Origin of the sequence: Massilia rhizosphaerae, assembly GCF_016093545.1 — a bacterium.
Taxonomy (GTDB): Bacteria; Pseudomonadota; Gammaproteobacteria; order Burkholderiales; family Burkholderiaceae_D; genus Telluria; species Telluria rhizosphaerae.
On the sequence record NZ_JADKYX010000001.1, the window covers coordinates 307,841 to 327,210 of the forward strand.

At 71.3% G+C, this 19,370-nt stretch carries 18 protein-coding genes; 5 read left to right on the plus strand and 13 right to left on the minus strand.

Translation table 11 applies throughout. The annotated features are described in order from the left end of the window. Positions 1–48: 48 nt before the first annotated feature. Genes ISF28_RS01365 through atpD form a run of 11 tightly spaced genes read right to left on the minus strand, consistent with a single transcriptional unit; the run spans position 49 to position 9,481 of the window. A complete protein-coding gene (locus tag ISF28_RS01365) occupies positions 49–1,230 on the minus strand; it encodes an acetate/propionate family kinase (RefSeq protein ID WP_198115345.1) in 1,182 nt (393 codons plus the stop codon). Then, positions 1,227–2,633, minus strand: a complete 1,407-nt coding sequence (locus ISF28_RS01370; protein ID WP_198115346.1) for a bifunctional enoyl-CoA hydratase/phosphate acetyltransferase — start codon at positions 2,631–2,633, stop codon at positions 1,227–1,229. The genes ISF28_RS01365 and ISF28_RS01370 overlap by 4 nt, the downstream gene beginning before the upstream one ends. Before the next feature lie 21 nt (positions 2,634–2,654). Further along, on the minus strand, positions 2,655–3,416 hold the full coding sequence (fabI, locus tag ISF28_RS01375) for an enoyl-ACP reductase FabI (RefSeq protein ID WP_198115652.1): 762 nt from the start codon (positions 3,414–3,416) through the stop codon (positions 2,655–2,657). Between the two features lie 52 nt (positions 3,417–3,468). Further along, on the minus strand, positions 3,469–4,284 hold the full coding sequence (locus ISF28_RS01380) for a F0F1 ATP synthase subunit gamma (RefSeq protein ID WP_198115347.1): 816 nt from the start codon (positions 4,282–4,284) through the stop codon (positions 3,469–3,471). After that, positions 4,281–5,741: a F0F1 ATP synthase subunit alpha gene (locus tag ISF28_RS01385; protein ID WP_229518799.1), complete on the minus strand. Its 1,461-nt coding sequence runs from the start codon at positions 5,739–5,741 to the stop codon at positions 4,281–4,283. Before ISF28_RS01385 ends, ISF28_RS01380 begins: the two co-directional genes overlap by 4 nt. Beyond that, positions 5,734–6,483, minus strand: coding sequence for a F0F1 ATP synthase subunit delta (locus ISF28_RS01390; RefSeq protein ID WP_198115348.1), 750 nt, complete (start codon positions 6,481–6,483; stop codon positions 5,734–5,736). Before ISF28_RS01390 ends, ISF28_RS01385 begins: the two co-directional genes overlap by 8 nt. Positions 6,484–6,500: 17 nt before the next feature. Next, positions 6,501–6,767 (minus strand): F0F1 ATP synthase subunit C, encoded by a 267-nt coding sequence (locus tag ISF28_RS01395; protein WP_198115349.1) that lies wholly within the window; start codon positions 6,765–6,767, stop codon positions 6,501–6,503. After that, positions 6,764–7,417: a F0F1 ATP synthase subunit A gene (locus ISF28_RS01400; protein WP_198115350.1), complete on the minus strand. Its 654-nt coding sequence runs from the start codon at positions 7,415–7,417 to the stop codon at positions 6,764–6,766. The genes ISF28_RS01395 and ISF28_RS01400 overlap by 4 nt, the downstream gene beginning before the upstream one ends. Next, positions 7,414–7,689 carry an AtpZ/AtpI family protein gene (locus ISF28_RS01405; RefSeq protein WP_198115351.1) on the minus strand — a complete coding sequence of 92 codons (276 nt, stop codon included), beginning with the start codon at positions 7,687–7,689 and terminating at the stop codon, positions 7,414–7,416. The genes ISF28_RS01400 and ISF28_RS01405 overlap by 4 nt, the downstream gene beginning before the upstream one ends. Beyond that, positions 7,686–8,093 carry a F0F1 ATP synthase subunit delta/epsilon gene (locus ISF28_RS01410; protein ID WP_198115352.1) on the minus strand — a complete coding sequence of 136 codons (408 nt, stop codon included), beginning with the start codon at positions 8,091–8,093 and terminating at the stop codon, positions 7,686–7,688. Before ISF28_RS01410 ends, ISF28_RS01405 begins: the two co-directional genes overlap by 4 nt. Continuing rightward, positions 8,090–9,481, minus strand: a complete 1,392-nt coding sequence (gene atpD, locus ISF28_RS01415) for a F0F1 ATP synthase subunit beta (protein WP_370663367.1) — start codon at positions 9,479–9,481, stop codon at positions 8,090–8,092. The genes ISF28_RS01410 and atpD overlap by 4 nt, the downstream gene beginning before the upstream one ends. A 291-nt stretch (positions 9,482–9,772) precedes the next feature. Here atpD and ISF28_RS01420 point away from each other — a divergent pair, with 291 nt between their 5' ends. The 5 genes from ISF28_RS01420 (at position 9,773) to phbB (ending at position 16,531) form a co-directional block, all read left to right on the plus strand. Further along, positions 9,773–10,711: an efflux transporter outer membrane subunit gene (locus ISF28_RS01420; protein ID WP_198115353.1), complete on the plus strand. Its 939-nt coding sequence runs from the start codon at positions 9,773–9,775 to the stop codon at positions 10,709–10,711. Beyond that, on the plus strand, positions 10,711–11,784 hold the full coding sequence (locus ISF28_RS01425; protein ID WP_198115656.1) for an HlyD family secretion protein: 1,074 nt from the start codon (positions 10,711–10,713) through the stop codon (positions 11,782–11,784). Before ISF28_RS01420 ends, ISF28_RS01425 begins: the two co-directional genes overlap by 1 nt. Further along, the gene (rbbA, locus tag ISF28_RS01430) at positions 11,781–14,534 is read left to right on the plus strand and encodes a ribosome-associated ATPase/putative transporter RbbA (RefSeq protein ID WP_370663368.1); all 2,754 of its coding nucleotides are present in this window, start codon (positions 11,781–11,783) and stop codon (positions 14,532–14,534) included. The genes ISF28_RS01425 and rbbA overlap by 4 nt, the downstream gene beginning before the upstream one ends. A gap of 1 nt (position 14,535) precedes the next feature. Beyond that, complete coding sequence (locus ISF28_RS01435; RefSeq protein ID WP_198115354.1) at positions 14,536–15,663, plus strand: ABC transporter permease; 1,128 nt, start codon at positions 14,536–14,538, stop codon at positions 15,661–15,663. Between the two features lie 145 nt (positions 15,664–15,808). After that, positions 15,809–16,531 (plus strand): acetoacetyl-CoA reductase, encoded by a 723-nt coding sequence (gene phbB / locus ISF28_RS01440; protein ID WP_198115355.1) that lies wholly within the window; start codon positions 15,809–15,811, stop codon positions 16,529–16,531. A gap of 3 nt (positions 16,532–16,534) precedes the next feature. On the opposite strand, the gene ISF28_RS01445 is transcribed toward phbB, so the two are convergent. Beyond that, complete coding sequence (locus ISF28_RS01445) at positions 16,535–18,319, minus strand: PHA/PHB synthase family protein (protein WP_198115356.1); 1,785 nt, start codon at positions 18,317–18,319, stop codon at positions 16,535–16,537. 3 nt (positions 18,320–18,322) lie between these two features. Continuing rightward, a complete protein-coding gene (locus ISF28_RS01450; protein ID WP_198115357.1) occupies positions 18,323–19,162 on the minus strand; it encodes a universal stress protein in 840 nt (279 codons plus the stop codon). Positions 19,163–19,370 lie beyond the last annotated feature (208 nt).

Here is a 19,370-nt window from a genome sequence, read left to right on the forward strand (position 1 = left end):
CGCAAGTCCGCCGAATGGTCATTGATCCAGGTCAAGCGATCGTCTACGTCAGCGGGCGCGCCCGTCGACCACCGTCCGCGTCTGCCGCGCGATGACGCCTTCCTCATCCGCCGCGACGACCCACACGGCGACGGCGCTGTCCGGAGAATGGATCCGGGGGCTGCCCGCGGCGTTTGCCTCCGCGTCGAGCCGCACGCCCAGCCACGCCGCCTGCTCGCACACGCGTGCACGGATGGCCGCCGCATGCTCGCCGATACCGCCCGTGAAGACCAGCACGTCCAATCCGCCCGCCGCCGCGACGAGCGAGCCCAGTTCGCGCCCGATCCGGTACACGAACAGATCGACTGCGTCGCGGGCGCGCGGTTCGGCGCTGGCGAGCAGTTCGCGCATGTCGCCGCTGACGCCGGACACGCCCAGCAGGCCGGCGTCGTGGTACAGCTGGCGTTCCAGGACCTCGGGCGCGATCTGCTTTTCCTGCAGCAGGTACAGCAGCAGGCCGGGGTCGATATCGCCGCAGCGGGTCGCCATCGGCAGGCCGTCGAGGGCGGAAAAGCCCATCGTGCTGGCGACGCTCTTGCCGTCCACCAGCGCGCACATGCTGGCGCCGCTGCCCAGGTGGGCGGCGACGACGCGGCCCCGTGCCCGCGGCTCGACGGCAGGCAGCGCGGTGGCGACGTGTTCGTACGACAGGCCGTGGAAGCCGTAGCGCACCAGGCCGTCGCCGGCCAGGTCGCCGGGGAGCGCGTACAGGCGCGAGATGCGGGGATTGCCGAGGTGGAACGCGGTATCGAAGCAGGCGACCTGCGGCAGGCCCGGGTGCAGCCGGGCCATCGCGCCGATGGCTTCCAGGTTGTGCGGCTGGTGCAGCGGCGCGAGCGGCGACAGCGCCGCCAGCTCGGCCAGCAGGCCAGGCGTGACGAGCGCGGGGCCGGCATGCCGGTTGCCGCCATGGACGACGCGGTGTCCCACCGCCGCCAGCTGCGCCGGCGCGAGGTGGTGCTCGACCCAGCCGACGACCGCGCTCAGGATCGCCGCATAGCCGGACCGCGCATCCAGTTGCCGTTCCTCGATCGTCTTGCCGTCGGGCGCCCGGGCCACGAGGCGCGGCGCGTGGTCCAGGCCGTCGACCTGGCCCCGGCTGCTGAGCGCCAGCGCGCCGTCCCATTCGGCGTACACCGCGAACTTGAGGCTGGACGAGCCCGCGTTGAAGCAAACGAAGCCGCGGCTCATGCCGCACCCAGCACGGCGGACGGCGGCAGATGGCGCACCAGCAGGGCCGCCAGGGCGCAGGAGGCGAGCCGCGCCAGCGGTCCGTCGGCACGGCTGGTCAGCATGATCGGCACGCGCGCGCCCACGACGATGCCGGCGACCTGCGCGTCGGCCAGGTATTCGAGCTGCTTGGCCAGCATGTTGCCCGCTTCCAGGTCGGGCACGACGAGGATGTCGGCCTGGCCCGCCACCGGCGACACGAAGCCCTTGGTGCGGGCCGCATCCTCGGACACGGCGAGGTCGAAGGCCATCGGGCCGTCCACGATGCCGCCTGCGATCTGGCCGCGCTCGGCCATCTTGCACAGCGCGGCCGCTTCGATCGTCGACGCGAGCTTCGGATACACGGTCTCGAGCGCCGACAGGATGGCCACGCGCGGCGCCGCGATGCCCAGCGCGTGCGCGAGGTCGATGGCGTTCTGCACGATGTCGCGTTTGTCTTCCAGCGTCGGGTAGACGTTGATCGCGGCGTCCGTGATGAACAGCGGCCGCGGGTACGAGGGCACGTCCATCGCGAACACGTGGCTGATGCGCCGGCCCGTGCGCAGGCCGCTGTCCTTGGCGACGACGGGATGCATCAACTCGTCCGTGTGCAGCGCGCCCTTCATCAGCGCGCCGACCTTGCCGGCGCGCGCCAGCGCCACCGCCGCCTCGGCCGCCGCCTGGCTGTGCGCAGTGGGCACCAGCTCGAAGCCGGCCAGGTCGACGCCGGCGTCCTGCGCCGCCTTGCGGATCTTCGCTTCGGGGCCCACCAGCACGGGTTCGATCAGCCCTGCATGGGCCGCCTCGACGGCGCCCAGCAGCGATACCGTGTCGACCGGATGCACGACGGCCGTGCGCACGGGCGGCGCTTCGCGGGCGGCGGCCAGCAGCGCCCGGTAGCGGCCGCCGGGTTCGCGCAGCCGGACTTCGGGCAGCGCCACGCGCGGGCGCGAGACTTTTTCGCCCGGCGCGATGATCTCCGCCGTGCCCGTGACGACCGGCTTGCCGTCCTGGTTCGTCACGAGGCAGTCGAGGGTGACGCGGCGGTTCTCCGGGTGCAGTTCCGTCACCGTCAACTTGACGGTCACCAGGTCGCCCAGGCCGACCGGCTTCAGGAAGCGCAGCGACTGGCCCAGGTAGATCGTGCCCGGCCCCGGCAGCTGCGTGCCGAGCACCGTCGAGATCAGAGCGCCCGTCCACATGCCGTGCGCGATCACCTTGTGGAACATGTCGCTCTTCGCGTATTCCTCGTCCAGGTGGGCGGGGTTGACGTCGCCGGACATCACGGCGAACAGCTCGATGTCCTTGTGCGTCAACGTGCGCGTGAGGCTGGCGCTGTCGCCGATGCGCAGGTCGTCGAAGGTGCGGTTTTCGATGGTTTCCATTGATTGGTTATCTTTCAAGATTCAGCCCATGACATGATAGCCGGCGTCGACGTATTCGACGTTGCCGGTCAGGAGACGCGCCGCGTCGCTGGCGAGGAAGGCGGCCACGTTGCCGACGTCGGCGATCGTCGCCAGCATGTGTTGCGGCGCGCGCTGGCGTGCCTCGTCCAGCAGTTCGTCGAAGCGGTCCAGGCCCGAGGCGGCGCGGGTCTTGATGGGACCCGGCGACAGCGCGTGCACGCGGATGCCTTGCGGCCCGAGTTCCATCGCCATCGCGCGCACCGAGGCTTCCAGCGCGGCCTTCACGGGGCCCATCAGGTTGTAGTGCGCGACCACCTTTTCGCCGCCGTAGAACGTGACGGCGAGCAGGCAGCCGCCGTTTTTCATCAGCGGTTCCGCCAGCTGGGCGCAGCGGATGAAGGAATGGCAGGAGACGTCCATCGCTTGCGCGAAGCCGGCGGCGCTGCAGTCGACCACGCGCCGCCGCAGGTCCTCCCTGGGCGCGTAGGCGATCGAGTGGACGACGACATCGAGGCTGCCCCAGGTGCCGCGCACGGCGTCGAACACGGCGTCGAGCTGGCCCGGTTCGCGCACGTCGCACGGCAGGATGAGCGGGCAGCCGAGTTGCTCGGCCAGCGGACGGACGAAGGGTTCCGCTTTGGTGTTCAGGTAGGTGACGGCCAGCTCTGCGCCCCAGTCGCGCATGGCGCGCGCGCAGCCGTAGGCGATGCTGTCCGCGTTGGCGATGCCGAGGATAAGGCCGCGCTTGCCGCGCAAATCGATCGGTGAAGGGTTCATGTCGTCTCCATCACGGGGTAGTCCGGTTGCAGTGGTGTCAAGGTTCGCTTTCCGCCGGTGGGCGCCGTTCGCCGACCAGCTCGATTTCTTCGATGATTTCTTCCTGGCGCAACTGGTTCCGGCTGCGCCGCAGGTCCTCGCGCTTGCGCTCGATGTGCCGCAAGGCGTTTTCCATCAGCAGCAGGCGCATCTGGTTTTCGACCCGCAACGCGCCCACCAGGCTGGACAACAGGCGGTGGAACACGTAGTGCCGGGCCACGCCGGCCGCCACTTGCGGCAGCGGCGCGAAGGTGACGGGACGGTTGCCGGCGGCGGCCTGCGCCGGCACGTCGATCGGCAGGATGCGCCGCTCGGCGACGCCGCCCTCGTCGCGCCAGCAGATCACGAGGCCTTGCGCCGGGTCCGGCCGCGCGCGCGGATCGTCGAGCGCGCGGACGATGCGTTCGATCGTGTCCGCCGCGTCGGCCGCGCCGACGGCCCCGGCCACGCGCACCACGTCGTCCGGTTCGGCCAGCAAGGCGCCCAGCCGCTCGCCGACGACGATGGCCGTGCCGATGGCGGCGCGCCGCTGCCGGAAGTGGCGCGCCACGTCCTCGTTGTAGCTGCCGCAGAAGCCGCGCACGGAACCCAGCAGCACCCACACGTCGCGGCGCGCGCCGGCCGGCGGCTGCGGCAGGGCGGGGGCGACGTCGGCCACGGCCTGGGCGAGGGCCGCGTCGGCGGCGCGCTGCGCGGCCTCGTGGCGGCCGACGCGGCGCAGTTCTGCCAGCGCGAAGCTGCGCATCGCGTTGAGGATGCCCGACAGGTCGTCGAACAGGCCCAGGCGCGATTCGATGTCGCGCGGACGCGTCATGGCGTGGCCTTCAACGCGGCGCGCAGGGCGGCGAGCCAGGCGTCCTTCGGCGTATCCAGGCCGAGCCGGTGCGCGCCGGCCGCCGCGAACAGGCGGGGCACCGTCGCCGCGACCTGGTCGGGCGCCACCGCGTCCAGCAGGCCCTCGCCGTAGGCCAGCAGCCAGGCCAGCTGCTCCGCCTCCGACAGGGGAGACAGGCGGTCCTGCTTCAGGAGTTCGCGCAGCAGCCGGCCGCGCCGCAGGCTGTCCTCGACGCTGGCTTCGAGCCGCGTGCCGAAACGGGCGAACAGTTCGAGCTCCAGGAATTGCAGGTAGTCCAGGCGGATCCGCGCGGCGGCCCGCTTGATCGCGTTCGCCTGCGCCTTGCCGCCGATGCGCGAGACCGAGCGGCCGATGTCGATCGCGGGCAGGAAGCCGGCCGCGAACAGCTTGCTGTCGAAATAGATCTGGCCGTCGGTGATCGAGATCAGGTTGGTCGGGATGTAGGCGGAGATCTCGCCGAGCCGGGTTTCGACGATCGGCAGCGCGGTCATGCTGCCGCCGCCGCACGCCGGCGCCAGCACGGTGGAGCGCTCCAGCAGCCGCGCGTGCAGGTAGAACACGTCGCTGGGATAGGCTTCGCGGCCCGGGGGACGCTGCAGCAGCAGCGACAGCTCGCGGTACGACTGCGCGTGCCGGGTCAGGTCGTCGTACACGACCAGCACGTCGTGTCCGTGGCGCATCCAGTGCTCGGCGATGGCGCAGCCGGCGAACGGCGCGAGATAGCGCAGGCCGGGCAGCGCGTTCGCCTCGGCGACCACGACGACCGTGTAGTCGAGCGCGCCGACGCTGCGCAAGGTGTCGACCGTGGCGGCGACGGCGGCGCGCGTCTGGCCGATGAGCACGACGACGCACAGCACGCCGCGCCCGCGCTGGTTCGCCACGACGTCGAGGGCGAGCGCGCTCTTGCCCGTGCCGTCGTCGCCGATCAGCAGCTGGCGCTGGCCTTTGCCGATCGGGATCATGGTGTCGACGATCTTGTTTCCGGTGTACAGCGGTGCGTCGACGAAGTCGCGTTCGAGGATGGCGGGCGCGCTCGCCTCGAGCGGCATGCGGGTCTCGACGGCCGGCGGCGGCAGGTCGTCCAGCGGCACGCCGACGGGGTCGACGACTCGTCCCGGCAGGCCGGCCCCCACGCCGACGGTCAGGCGCGCGCCGCTGCGGCGGGCGCCCATGCCGGCCGTCAGGCGGTGCGTCTGCGACAGCAGGATCGCGCCGAGGCGCTGGGCGCCGAGCTGGAACACGAGCCCGCTGCTGCCGTCGTCGAAGCGCAGCACCTCGTCCATTTGCGCGGAGCGCAGGCCGCGCACCCAGGCGATGCCGTCGCCCACCGCCACGACCTGGCCGCGCTCCTCGAGCCGCAGGCCGAACCGGTAGCCTTGTGCCGTCTGGCCGGATGGCGCCATGGTGTCAGGCATGCGCGTCCCGTTCCTGGAAAAAGCGCAGCTCGTCCGCAAGGTCGGCCTTGAGGAGGTATTCCCCGAAGGCGACCCGCATGCCGGCGATCAGGTCCGGCCGTACCGCGAAGCGCGGCGCCAGCGGCCGTCCGGCGACGTCCGACAGCGCGTGCGCGAGGCGTGCGCCGGTCTCGGCGTCGGCCGGATGCGCGATCTCGACGGTGGCGCCGTCGTCCGCCAGTGCGGCGGCGGCCGCCGCGAGCGCCGCGCGGTCCGGCGCCGGCAGGCCTTGCAGGTCTTCCAGGAAGACGTCGGCGATGCGCTCGGTCAGGCCCGGCCACGCGAGCCGGCGCAGCATGGCCGACGCCTGGCCGTACGCCGTCTCGGCCGCGTGCCGGGCCTGTTCGGCCTCGCGCATGGCGGCCGTCGCCGCCGCCCGCGCCGCGGCCTTCTCGTGCTCGGCGCCGAGTTCGCGCCGGATCGCGTCCATGCCGGCGGCCCGTTGGCGGGCGAGCTCCTCGTCCAGCTGATGCCGCGCCTGTTCGCGCTGGCCGTTCCATTCTTCCACCAGCGCGTCGTAGCGGGCCTTCGCCGCGTCGGCGTCGCGCCGGCGCGCCTGTACGGCGTCTTCCTGCTGCTGCAGCGCGGCGCGGCGCGCGTCGATGTTGGCGAGCACCGGGCGGTACAGGAAGCGCGTCAGGATCCACAGCAGCACCAGGAAGTTGACGATTTCCAGGGTGAATGTCGTCCAGTCGAATTGCATGGCGTGGTCCCGGTGGCTTATTTCAGGAAGTATTCCAGCAACGGATTGCGGAACAGGATGATCAGCGCGACGACCAGGCAGTAGATCGCGAGCGACTCGATCATCGCCAGGCCGATGAACAGGGTGCGCGAGATCGACTTCTCGGCGTCGGGCTGGCGTGCCAGCGCATCGAGCGCGCTGGCGATCGCCCGGCCCATGGCCAGCCCGGGCAGCATGGTGCCGATGGCGATGGCCAGGCCGGCCACGACGGTCGAGACGAGGGTGAACCAGTGCAGGTCGCTCATGACGTTTCCTTTTCTTGGGGTGGGGGCAGTTCGGGGCCGGCTTCCATCGCGCCCGCGATGTAGATCAGCGCCAGCATGCCGAAGATGTAGGCCTGCACCAGGGCTTCGACCACGTGCAGCAGCAGCAGGGGCACCGGCACGAGGAAGCCGGCGATCAGCAGCATCAGCATGGCGGCCATGTCCAGGCTCATCATGTTGCCGAACAGGCGGATCGCGAGCGCGAGCGTGCGCGTGAGTTCGCTGATGACGTGGAACGGCAGCAGGATGACGCTCGGTTCCACGTAATGGCGCAGGTAGGCTTTCAGGCCCCTGGTGCGGATGCCGAACCAGTGGGTCGACAGGAACACGAGCAGGGCCAGCGCGGCCGTCGCGGACAGGTCCTGGGTGGGCGCGTGCAGCCCGGGCACGAGGCCGGCGAGATTCGAGAACAGGATGAAGATCCACAGCGTGCCGACGAAGGGCATCACGGTGCGCACGGCGGCGGCCGGCACCACGTCGGCGACGGCGTTCTCGATCAGGCTCGTCGCGGCCTCGACCGCGGCCTGCCAGCGCGACGGCGCCGGCCGCAGGCGGCGCGACGTCCAGCCCGCCGCGAGCGCCAGCACGGCCATGATGGCCCACGTGGTGAGGATGGTGGCGGAAAGGTTCATAGCCGGTCCCGGACGAAGCGGTAGACGTTGTAGGCGCCCAGCCCGATGCCGAGCAGGATCAGGCTGATCGTCCAGCGCACGGAATAGCCGGCCAGTGCGGAGTCGAGCCAGCGGCCGAGGTAGGCGCCGCCGACGATTGGCACGACGAACAGCAGCCCGAGCGTGCCGCCGTACAGCGCGAGTCCGATCAGCGTGGGGCGGCCGCGCTCATGGCGCGCCAGCCGTTTGGCGTCGCGCCGGACGCTGCGCACGAGCTCGTCGCGATCGGTCATCGGGTACCTCCGGCCTGGCCCAGCGCGTTCAGGCGCCGCAGCAGCGCATGGTCGATCCCGGCCAGCGTCTCGCGCATGGTGCGCAGGTCGGAGTCCTCGCGCGCCATGTCAGCGGCGAGCCGGTCGGCGAGGGCGTCGCGGTCGGTGCCGATGACATACCGGGCCGCCACCACGACCAGCGCGTCGCCGGCGAAGCGCAGGACGCCGCCGGGCAGCGCGGCGTAGCGCCAGGTGCCGGTCGTGTCGACGAAGCGGGCCAGGCCGTAGCGCAGCACCGCGAGCGTGGTCTCGTGGTGGGGCAGGATGCCGAAGGCGCCGCTGTCGTCGGCGCCGATGAAGTGCGTGACGCTGTCGAAGCGTTCGCTGTCGGCGCCGCCGCAGAAGACGACGGAGAATCCGCTCATGCCGGCATCGCTCCCCGCATGTAGCAATCGGCCTCGGCCAGGGCGTCGAAGCGGCCGTCGAGGAAGCCTTCGCAGTCGTCCAGCGTGCGTTCCAGCGGCACGCTGGCGCCCTCGATGCCGCTGTGGTCGGTGACCACGTGGAACGGCTGGGTCAGGTAGCGCTGCAGGCGCCGCGCGCGCTCGACGGTGCGCCTGTCGTCCGCCGACAATTCCTCGATGCCGAGCATCGCAATGATGTCTTCCAGCTCGTCGTAGCGGGCCAGGTGCTCGCGCACGGCGCGCGCGATGCGGTAGTGGCGCTCGCCGATCACGCGGTGGTCCATGATCCGGCTGTTCGACTGCAGCGGATCGACGGCCGGGTACAGCCCCTTCGCCGCCTGCTGGCGCGACAGGATCACCGTGCTGTCGAGGTGGCCGAGGATGGTGGCGACGGCGGGGTCCGACATGTCGTCCGCCGGCACGTACACGGCCTGGACGGCCGTGATCGCCCCGCCGCGCGTGGACACGATGCGTTCCTCGAGCGACGCCACCTCGGTCAGCAGCGTGGGCTGGTAGCCGACCGTGGCCGGCATGCGCCCCAGCAGGCCGGAGATCTCGCTGCCGGCCTGCACGAAGCGGAACACATTGTCCATCAGGAACAGCACCTCGGTGCCGAGGGTGTCGCGCAGATACTCGGCGTAGGCGAGTGCCGTGAACCCCGCGTGGAAGCGCACGCCGGGCGACTCGTTCATCTGCCCGTACACGAGCACCGCGCGGTCGAGCACGCCGGCGTCGCGCATCTCGTGCCACAGCTCGTGGCCCTCGCGCATCCGCTCGCCGACGCCGGCGAATACCGACACGCCGTGCAGGATGGAACTGACCGCCTGCATGAATTCCATCATGAGGACGGTCTTGCCGACGCCGGCGCCGCCGAACAGCCCGGTCTTGCCGCCCCGGACGAACGGACACAGCAGGTCGATCACCTTGATCCCCGTGGGCAGGATGGCGGCCGGCGGCAGCACGCTGGCGAGCGCCGGCGGCTTGTGCATGATGGGGCGGAACTCGGCGGACGGGAGCGCGGGGCCGCCGTCCAGCGGGGCGCCGAACACGTCGAGCATGCGGCCCAGGCACGTCCGGTCGACCGGCACGTGCAGCGGGCCGCCGAGGTCGCGCACCGGCATGCCGCGATGCACGCCGGCGACCGGGTGCAGGGCGATCGTGCGCACGCGGTCCATGCTCAGGTGCTGGTGCACCTCGACCATCAGCGGCTTGCCGTCGCCGCCCAGGTCGAGCGCCTGGCCGATGGGCGGCAGGTAGGCGCAGCGCACGTCGATGACGGGGCCGTAGGCTTCCTCGACGGTGCCGATGGGCGCCGCGGGCGATGCTTCGGCTTGCGTGAATGCGGTCACGATTGTTCTCCTGTGTCCGCCGCCGGGCCGCCGGCGGCGCGTCGTGCTGGCGACCGGACCTATCCTAGCCCTTATCCATCGTGCAAATGTATGACCTTGGTCAAAAACGTCCGATCGCGCCTCGCGGCGAGCCGCATGGCACGGGCAAGAAGTATTCGACAAGTCTGCGCGCCGTGTGGTGCAGCCGATGCGGATCGAATTGACTTAAGTCATACCATTCATCCGACGGTGGCTCTTATAGTGACATGTGTTGACGCGGAGCCAGCGTTTCCTTGCCAGGACAGGTAGTCGATGCATAGATCAAAGGTCAAGCAGGCGCGACGGCTCGGCGCGCTGGCGCTTGCGGCCGGTTTGCTGGCCGGTTCGCTGGCCGAGGCGGCGCTGGCCAGCCGTAACGAATCCCTGCGCATCTTCCGCCGGCGCTACGAAGTGGGCGCGACGACCCGGCTCGACCTGACCCAGGTGGAAACCCTGCAGACCCAGGCGGAGATGCTGTTGCTGACCCTGCGCCAGGAACACGCGCGGCTCGGCCACGCGCTGGCCCTGTTGACGGGCGCGGCCGCGCTGCCGCCGCCGGCGCCGCTGTGGTTCGACGAGACGTTTGTCCCGCTCGAGTCCGGCACGCCTTCGGCGCTGCTGCTGGCGCGGCCGGACATCGCGGCGGCGGAACACCGGCTGCGCGCCGCCAACGCGAACATCGGGGCGGCGCGCGCCGCCTTCTTTCCGCGCATCGCGCTGACGGGCGCGCGCGGCGGCGCCAGCACGGCGCTGGGCGCGCTGTTCGACGGGCAGAACGCGGCGTGGAGCGTGGGCGCGTCGCTCGCGCAGCCGCTGGTCGACGGCGGCCGGAGCCGGGCCGCGCTGGCGCGGTCCGAGGTGGAGCGCGACATCGCGCTGGCCGCCTACGAGAAGACCGTGCAGCAGGCGTTCCGCGACGTGGCCGATGCGCTCACCGTGCGCGCGACCGTGCAGCGGCAGGTCGAAGTGGGCGCGCGGGCGCTCGCGGCCCAGCGCGAACGGGCGCGCCTGGCCAAGCTGCGCTACGAGCGCGGCGCCGTGACCTACCTCGACGTGCTGGACGCGGAGCGCGACCTGCTGCAGGTCGAACAGCAGCAGGTGCAGAACCGCCGCGCGCTGCTGTCGAGCCAGGTGGCGCTGTACCTGGCGCTGGGCGGCGGCGCCGGCGCCGCGGCGGCCCCCGAGACATGCGAACCCCGAATGGAACGATGATGACCAAGACCACGATGAAGCGCCTGGCCGCCGGCCTGGCGGTGCTGCTGTTGACGGCGGGCGCGGCCCAGGCCTGGCGCATGACGCACCGGCAGGGGCCCGGCGCGGGTTTCGTCAGCGGCAACGGACGGATCGAAGCGACTGAGATCGACATCGCCACCAAGCTGCCGGGTCGTGTGGCGCAAGTGCTGGTGGACGAAGGCGACGTCGTGCGGGCGGGGCAGGTCGTGGCGCGCATGGATCCCGGTTCGCTGCGCGCCCAGAAGGTGGAATCTCTGGCGCGCGAGCAGCAGGCGCGCGACGCGGTGGCGGGCGCCCAGGCGCAACTGGCGATGCGGCGCAGCGACCTGGCCGCCGCCGGCGCCGTGGTGGCGCAGCGCGCGAGCGAACTCGACGCGGCACGCCGGCGCCTGACCCGCTCGGAAATCCTGGCACGCGACGGCGCGGCATCGCTGCAGGAACTGGACGACGACCGGGCCCGCGTTGACGGCATCGCGGCGGCGCTGAACGCGGCCCGGGCCCAGGCGGCAGCGGCGCGCGCCGCCGTCGAAGCGGCCCAGGCCCAGGTGGTCCAGGGACGGTCGGCGGTGGAGGCGGCGGTCGCGACGACGGCCCGCATCGACGTCGACCTGCGCGACGGCGACCTGGTCGCGCCCCGTGCCGGCCGCATCCAGTACCGCGTGGCCCAGCCCGGCGAAGTGCTGGGCAGCGGCGGCAAGGTGGTCAACCTGATCGACCTGAGCGACGTGTACATGACGTTCTTCGTGCCCGAGACGGTGGCCGGACGGATCGCGCTCGGCACCGAGGTCCGCCTGAAGCTCGATGCCGCGCCGGACTTCGTGGTCCCGGCCACGGTCAGCTACGTGGCCAGCACGGCCCAGTTCACGCCGAAATCGGTCGAGACCGCGAGCGAGCGCCAGAAGCTGATGTTCCGGGTCAAGGCCCAGGTCGACCGGCGCGTGCTGGAACGCTACGCCAGCCAGGTCAAGGCCGGCGTGCCGGGCGTGGCGTGGATCCGGACCGACCCGTCGCGTCCCTGGCCGCCCGAGCTGGCGCTGCGGAGCGCGCCGTGAACCGTGGCGCACCGGATGCCGGCCTGGGCGGTGTCGCGGTGGTGGAAGGCTTGCGCGTCCACTACGGCGCGACCGTCGCGCTGGACGGGGTCGACCTGGCGTTTCCGGCCGGGCAGGTGAGCGGCCTGATCGGCCCGGACGGGGTGGGCAAGTCGACCCTGCTTGCGATCGTCGCCGGCGCCCGCCGCATCGGATCGGGGCGGGTGCGGGTGCTGGGCGGCGACATGGCGGACGCGCGCTTCCGCGCCGCCGTCTGCCCGCGCATCGCGTACATGCCGCAGGGGCTGGGGCGCAACCTGTATCCGAGCCTGTCGGTCGAGGAAAACCTGCAGTTCTTCGCGCGCCTGTTCGGCCACGACGCGGCCGAGCGGCGCGCCCGCATCGACGTGCTGGCGCGCGGCACCGGCCTGCTGCCGTTCCTGGACCGGCCCGCCGGCCAGCTGTCCGGCGGCATGAAGCAGAAGCTGGGGCTGTGCTGCGCGCTGGTGCACGATCCCGACCTCCTGATCCTGGACGAGCCGACCACCGGCGTCGACCCGCTGTCGCGCAGCCAGTTCTGGGACCTGATCGCCACGATCCGGCAAGCCCGCCCGGGCCTGAGCGTGCTGGTGGCGACGGCCTACATGGACGAGGCGCTGCGCTTCGACTGGCTGGTCGCCCTCGACGGCGGGCGGGTGCTCGCCGCCGGCACGCCCGCCGCGCTGATGGAGCGCACCGGCAGCGCCGACCTCGAACAGGCCTTCGTGGCCCTGCTGCCGCCGGCCCGGCGCGCCGGCCAGCCCGTGCTGCCGGCCCGCTCGCGCCCGGCCGCCGGCGAGCAAGACACGGTGATCGAGGCCGCGCACCTGTCGCGCCGCTTCGGCGACTTCACGGCGGTGCAGGACGTCAGCTTCCGCATCGCGCGCGGCGAGATCTTCGGTTTCATCGGCTCGAACGGCTGCGGCAAGACCACGACGATGAAGATGCTGACCGGCCTGCTGCCGGCCAGCTCCGGCGAGGCGCGGCTCTTCGGCCAGGCCGCGGGCGGCGGCGGCGCGGCGGCGCGGCGCCGGGTGGGCTATATGTCGCAGGGATTCTCGCTGTACCAGGAGCTGACGGTGCGCCAGAACCTGCTGCTGCACGCGCGCCTGTTCGACTTGTCCGAGACGGACGCCGCGGCGCGCTGCGCGACCCTGGCCGCGCGCTTCGGGCTCGAGGACGTCCTCGACGCCGTGCCGGGCCGGCTGCCGCTGGGCCTGCGCCAGCGGCTGTCGCTGGCGGTGGCGATGGTGCACGAACCCGAGCTCTTGATCCTGGACGAGCCGACGTCGGGTGTCGATCCGATCGCGCGCGACCGGTTCTGGGCCGAGCTGCTCAAGCTGTCCGGCGAGGACGGCGTCACGATCTTCATCTCGACCCACTTCATGAACGAGGCCGAGCGCTGCGACCGCGTGGCGCTGATGCATGCCGGGCGCGTGCTTGCCAGCGGCCCGCCGGCCGAACTGCGCGCGCAGCGGAACGCGGCCAGCCTGGAGCAGGCCTTCATCGGCTGGCTCAGGGAGGCCGGCGCCGGTGCGGACGCCGGCGGCGCCGTCGTGGCGGCCTCGCCGCCGGCCCAGCCGCTTGCGCCGTCCCCTGCCGGAGCACGCGGCCAGTGGCTGCGGCGCGCGGCCGCCTACTGCTGGCGCGAAGCGCTGGAACTGCGCCGCGATCCGGTGCGCGCGACCTTGGCGATGTTCGGTTCGCTGCTGCTGATGGTGGTGATCGGCTACGGCATCAGCCTGGACGTGGAAGACTTGCGCTTCGCCGTGCTCGACCGCGACCAGACTTCGCTCAGCCGCGACTACACGCTCAACCTGGTCGGCTCGCGCTATTTCCTGGAGCGCCCGGCGTTGTCGAGCTATGCGGAGATGGACCGGCGCATGCGTTCCGGCGAGCTGTCGCTCGCGCTCGAGATCCCGCCCGGCTTCGCGCGCGCCGTCGAGCGCGGGGACGCGGTGCAAGTCGGCGCGTGGATCGACGGCGCCAATCCGGTGCGCGCCGAGACCGTCGAGGGCTATGTCCAGGGCATGCACCAGGAGTGGCTGCGCGGCCGCGCCGCGCTGGCCGGCGTCCACGCGCCGGCCGCCGCCACCGTCGAGACGCGCTTCCGCTACAACCCCGACGTGCGCAGCCTGCCGGCCATGGTCCCCGGGATCATGGCGCTCCTGCTGCTGATGCTGCCCGCGATGCAGGCGGCGCTCGCCGTGGTGCGCGAAAAGGAGATGGGCTCGATCGTGAACCTGTACGTGACCCCGGTGCGGCGCAGCGAATTCCTGTTCGGCAAGCAGGCGCCGTACGTGGTGCTGGCGATGGGCAACGCGGTCCTGATGACGGGGATGGCCGTGACCCTGTTCGGCGTGCCGCTGAAGGGCAGCGTGGCGGCGCTGGCCGTCGCGGTGTTCCTGTACTGCGTCTGCTCGACCGGCATCGGCCTGCTGGCCTCGACCTTCACCCGCAGCCAGATCGCGGCGCTGTTCTTCACCATGATCGGTACCATCGTGCCGGCCATCCAGTTTGCCGGCTTGATCAACCCGGTGGTGGCGCTGGAGGGCGCGGGCAGGGTGGTGGGCGAGCTGTATCCCGCCTCGCACATGCTGACCATCGACCGCGGCGTGTTCGGCAAGGCGCTCGGCTTCGGCGCGCTGGCGCCGGACTTCCTGGCCCTGCTGGCCGCCGTCCCGGTCATCATGGGCCTGGCGATCTCCGCCTTGCCCAAGCAGGAGCGTTGACATGCGGCCGATCTCGCTGCGCAAGGTGGGGTGGCTGGGCGTCAAGGAGTGGTGGAGCCTGCTGCGCGATCCGGTGATGCTGCTGCTGATCGTCTACACCTTCACGGCCGCCGTCTACATCGCCGCCACGGCCCAGCCGGACTCGCTCACGCGCGCCGCGCTGGCGATCGTCGACGAGGACCAGTCGCCGCTGTCGCTGCGCGTGCGCGCGGCCTTCATGCCGCCGCAGTTCCTGCCGCCCGAACTGATCACGCTCGACCAGGCCGACGCGCGCCTGGACCGGGGACGCGCCACGTTCGTGCTGGTGATCCCGGCCGGCTTCCAGCGCCGCGTGCTGGCCGGGCGCGGCGCGACGCTGCAGCTGAACGTGGACGCGACACGAATGAGCCAGGCGTTCACCGGCAGCAACTACGTGCAGCAGATCGCGCTGGGCGAGGTGGCGGCCTTCCTGCAGGGGATACGCGTGCAGGCGCGCCCGCCGGTCGACCTGGCGGTGCGGGCGCGCTTCAACCCGGCGCTGACGCCGTCCTGGTTCGGCGGGCTGATGGAGATGGTCAACAACATCACGATGCTGTCCGTGATCCTCACCGGCGCGGCGCTGATCCGCGAACGCGAGCACGGCACCGTCGAGCACCTGCTGGTGATGCCGGTGTCGCCGCTCGAGATCATGCTGGCGAAGCTGTGGTCGATGGCGGCCGTGGTCCTGCTGGCGACGGTGGTCGCGCTGCTGGGCATCGTGCGCGGCGTGCTGCACGTCGGCATCAACGGTTCGATCCCGCTGTTCCTGGCCTGTACCGTGCTGCACCTGTTCGCGACGACGTCGCTCGGCATCCTGCTGGCCACGCTGGCGCGCAGCATGCCGCAGTTCGGGATGCTGGTCGTACTGGTCCTGCTGCCGCTGCAGATGCTGTCCGGCGCCACGACGCCGCGCGAGAGCATTCCCTACGTGCTGCGCGAGCTCATGCTGGCGGCGCCGACCACGCATTTCGTCGAGCTGAGCCAGGCGATCCTGTTCCGCGGCGCCGGCCTGGAGACCGTCTGGGCGCCGTGCCTCGCGCTGCTGGCGATCGGCGGCACGTTGTTCGGCCTGTCGCTGGCGCGCTTCGCCACTGGGATGCGCCAGGGGTAGGTGCGCCCCGCGTGCGCACGTAGGAGATATCCGACATCGCTCTTGGGCGGTGCCCCACTGGCGCGCACCGCGGCCGCGGCGCATAGTTGAAAACCGGCGGACGCGAACGGCCGCCGATCCGCAAACCACACGCAAAGGAGAGCACATGGACAGGCTGGCTTTGGTAACCGGAGGAACCCGCGGACTGGGCAAGGCGATCGCGATGGCGCTGCACGAGCGCGGATGCCGGGTGGCGGTGACGTGCCGCCGCGACGGCGAGGAGGCGCGCCGCCTGCGCGACGAGACCGGCATCCCGGCGTTCTACTGGGACGTCGCCGACTTCGAGGCATGCCGGGCGGGCGTCGCGCAGGTGCGCGCGCAGCTGGGCGCCATCGACATCCTGGTCAACAACGCGGGGATCACGGCCGACGCGACGCTCCACAAGATGAGCGAGACGCAGTGGTGGGACGTCCTGCGCACCAATCTCGGCTCCATGTTCAACATGACGCGCCAGGTGATCGAGGACATGCGCGAGCGGCGCTTCGGCCGCATCGTCAACATCAGTTCCATCAACGGCCGCAAGGGCCAGGTCGGACAGTGCAATTATGCGGCGGCGAAGGCCGGCATCCTCGGATTCACGAAGTCGCTGGCGCTCGAGAACGCGGGGCGCAACGTCACCGTCAACGCGGTGGCGCCGGGCTATTGCGAGACGGCCATGGTGGCGGCGGTCCGGCCCGAGGTGCTGCAGGCGATCGTCGCCGGCATCCCCGTCGGCCGCCTCGGCACGCCGGAGGACGTCGCCCGCGTGGTGGCGTTCCTGGCCGACGAGGCCGCCGGGTTCGTCACCGGGGCGACCATCGACGTGAACGGCGGCCAGTACCTGGCCTGACGTTCAAGGCAGCGACACGTAGCTGCCGGGCGCGTCGGCACAGCCGACCACCGGCGGCGGGGGCGCGGCCAGCGGCCCCGCGTGGCGCGCGAGCCAGGCTTCCCAGGCCGGCCACCAGCTGCCTTCGTGCTGTTCGGTGCGGGCCTGCCAGCTGTCCGGATCGACGTAGGGCGCGTCGTGCGCGTGGGTCGCGACCTGGTAGCCGCGATGGGGCGTGCCGGGCGGCGAGACGACGCCGGCATTGTGCCCGCCCGACGTCAGCAGGAAGGTGACTTCCGTGTCGGTGAGCAGCATGATCTTGTACACGGACCGCCACGGCGCCACGTGGTCGGTCAGCGTGCCGACGGCGAATACCGGGATCTGGATGTCGGTGAGCGCCACCGGCCGGTCGCCCACGATGTAGCGCGCGCTCGCCAGGCTGTTTTTCAGGAACAGCTTGCGCAGGTATTCGGAGTGCATGCGGTAGGGCATGCGGGTGGCGTCCGCGTTCCACGAGGCCAGGTCGTTGTCCTGGTCGGGCAGGTCGAGCAGGTAGTGGCGCAGCCGGCGCGACCAGATCAGGTCGTTGGAGCGCAGCAGCTGGAACGCGCCGGCCATCTGGCGCGTGTCCAGGTAGCCCTGCTGCCACATGGCCGCTTCCAGGAAGGCGACTTCGCTGTCGTCGATGAACAGCGACAGTTCGCCCGGCTCGGTGAAGTCGACCTGGGCCGCCAGCAAGGTCACGCTGGCAAGGCGCTCGTCGCCGTCGCGCGCCATCGCCGCCGCGGCGATCGCGAGCAGGGTGCCGCCCAGGCAGTAGCCGCAGGCGTTGACCTGCGCCGCGCCGGTCTGGGCGGTGATCGTGTCCAGCGCGGCCATGATGCCGAGCTGACGGTAGTCTTCCAGCGACAGGTCGCGGTCCGCGGCGTCCGGGTTCTTCCAGGAAATGATATACACCGTGTGGCCGTGTTCGACCAGGTAGCGCACCAGCGAATTCGCGGGCGAGAGGTCGAGGATGTAGTACTTCATGATCCAGGCCGGCACGATCAGCAGCGGCGTGGCGTGTACCTTGGGCGTCTGCGGATCGTAGCGGATCAGCTCGACGAGGCGGTTCGACATCACGACCTTGCCCGGCGTGATCGCCACCTCATGCCCGGGACGGAAGGTGACCGGGGCCGGCGCGCCGTCCAGCGCGCGGCGGGCGTCGGCGGCGGCGCGCAGCGCGCCGTCCAGCAGGTTGCGGCCGCCGCTGGCGAAGGTGGCCTGGAGGACCACCGGATTGGTGAACACGCAATTCGACGGGGCGTAGCCGTCGAGCACCTGGCGCGCCACGAAGCTGACCACGTCGCCATGGTGGGGCGAGACGCCGCGCACGCCGGTGGTGGCGCGGTGCCACCACTGCTGGGTGAGCAGGAAGCCCTGGCTGATCGCGTTGTAGGGCCAGGCCTGCCAGGCCGGGTCGGAAAAGCGCTTGTCCTGCGCCAGCGGTTCCACCGGCTTGGCCAGCCCGTTGTCGACGGCGCTGCGGCAATATTGATGCCAACGCAGCCAGCTGGCCTGGCCCTGCAGCACGAGTTCGAACTGCTTGTCGGGCGACAGCATCAAATGACTGGCCCAGTCCAGCCAGGCGCCCGCCAGCGCGGCGGGCGACAGGTAGGCGGTCAGGCGTCCCAGCCAGGCGTTCAGCACCAGGTCCGCCGACGCGTGCTCCACGCTGGCTTCCGGATAGCCCGGCCGGGCGCGGCCCTGCCAGCTGCTGGCTTCGCGCCGTTGCTCGCTGGAGGGTACGGGTAGCGGTTGGCTCGCCATGGGTCAATGGGCCAGCAGGACGGGAATCGACGCGCACTCGAGCAGGTCGCGCGTCACGCCGCCCAGCGCCCATTCGCGCACCCGGCTGTGGCCATACGCGCCCGCGACGATCAGGCCGGCCCCGCTGTCGCGCGCGAGCGTCAGCAGCACTTCGCCCGCGCCGACGGCGGTGCGCTCGACCACGACGTCGACGGGCACGCCGTGACGCGCCAGGTAGACCGCCATGTCCGCGCCCGGCTCCTCGCCATGCAGTTCCGACAGTTCGTGGGGATTGACGAGCGCGAGCTTGACGGTGTCGGCGCGCTGCAGCAGCGGCAGCGCCGCCTGGATCGCACGGATCGACTGCATGCTGCCGTCCCAGCCGATCACCACGCTGCCCGCCAGCGGCTGGCCGCGGTAGTTGTCGGGCACGACGAGCACCGGGCGCGCCCCGCGGAGCGCGATGTGCTCGGGCAGGTCGGGCACGGGCGTGGCGGGCGCCGCCTCGGGGGCGCTGTCCTGGCTGACGACGACCAGGTCGGCATAGCGCGACTGCAGCAGCAGGGCGTAGCGGGCCTCTTCCTCGAACAGGCGCGCCTCCAGCGATTGCACGCCGAGGCGGGCCGCCTGCTCCTTGAATTGTTCCAGTTGGGCGCCGGCCGTGCGGCGCAGCGCCTCGAAATCTTCGGTGAGCATGCCGCCGCCCATCGAGCCGGCCAGCAGCGCATAGCTGCGCCACGAGAAGCCGGTGACGGCGCTCCCCACCAGGTGGGCCTCATGCTCGTTGGCCAGCAGGGCAGCGGCGCGCAGCCGGCTGTCCTGCTGGGGGCTGCCGTCGACGTGGACGAGGATGGTCTTGTACATGCTGTTCTCCTGTGGGGTCGTGGGTGGGTCGCGGGTGGTCGGGGGACGCGTGGGATTCACTCTAAATCCTGGTGCCCTCGGACGTCAGGAGCCCACTTGACTGAAATCAAATTTGTCCGAATTTAAGTCAAGGACCGGGAACTAGCTATTTTGGAGTATTTCTTTCAGGGCAATTTACAAAGTATATTGATCGCGCCGATTCATTTTA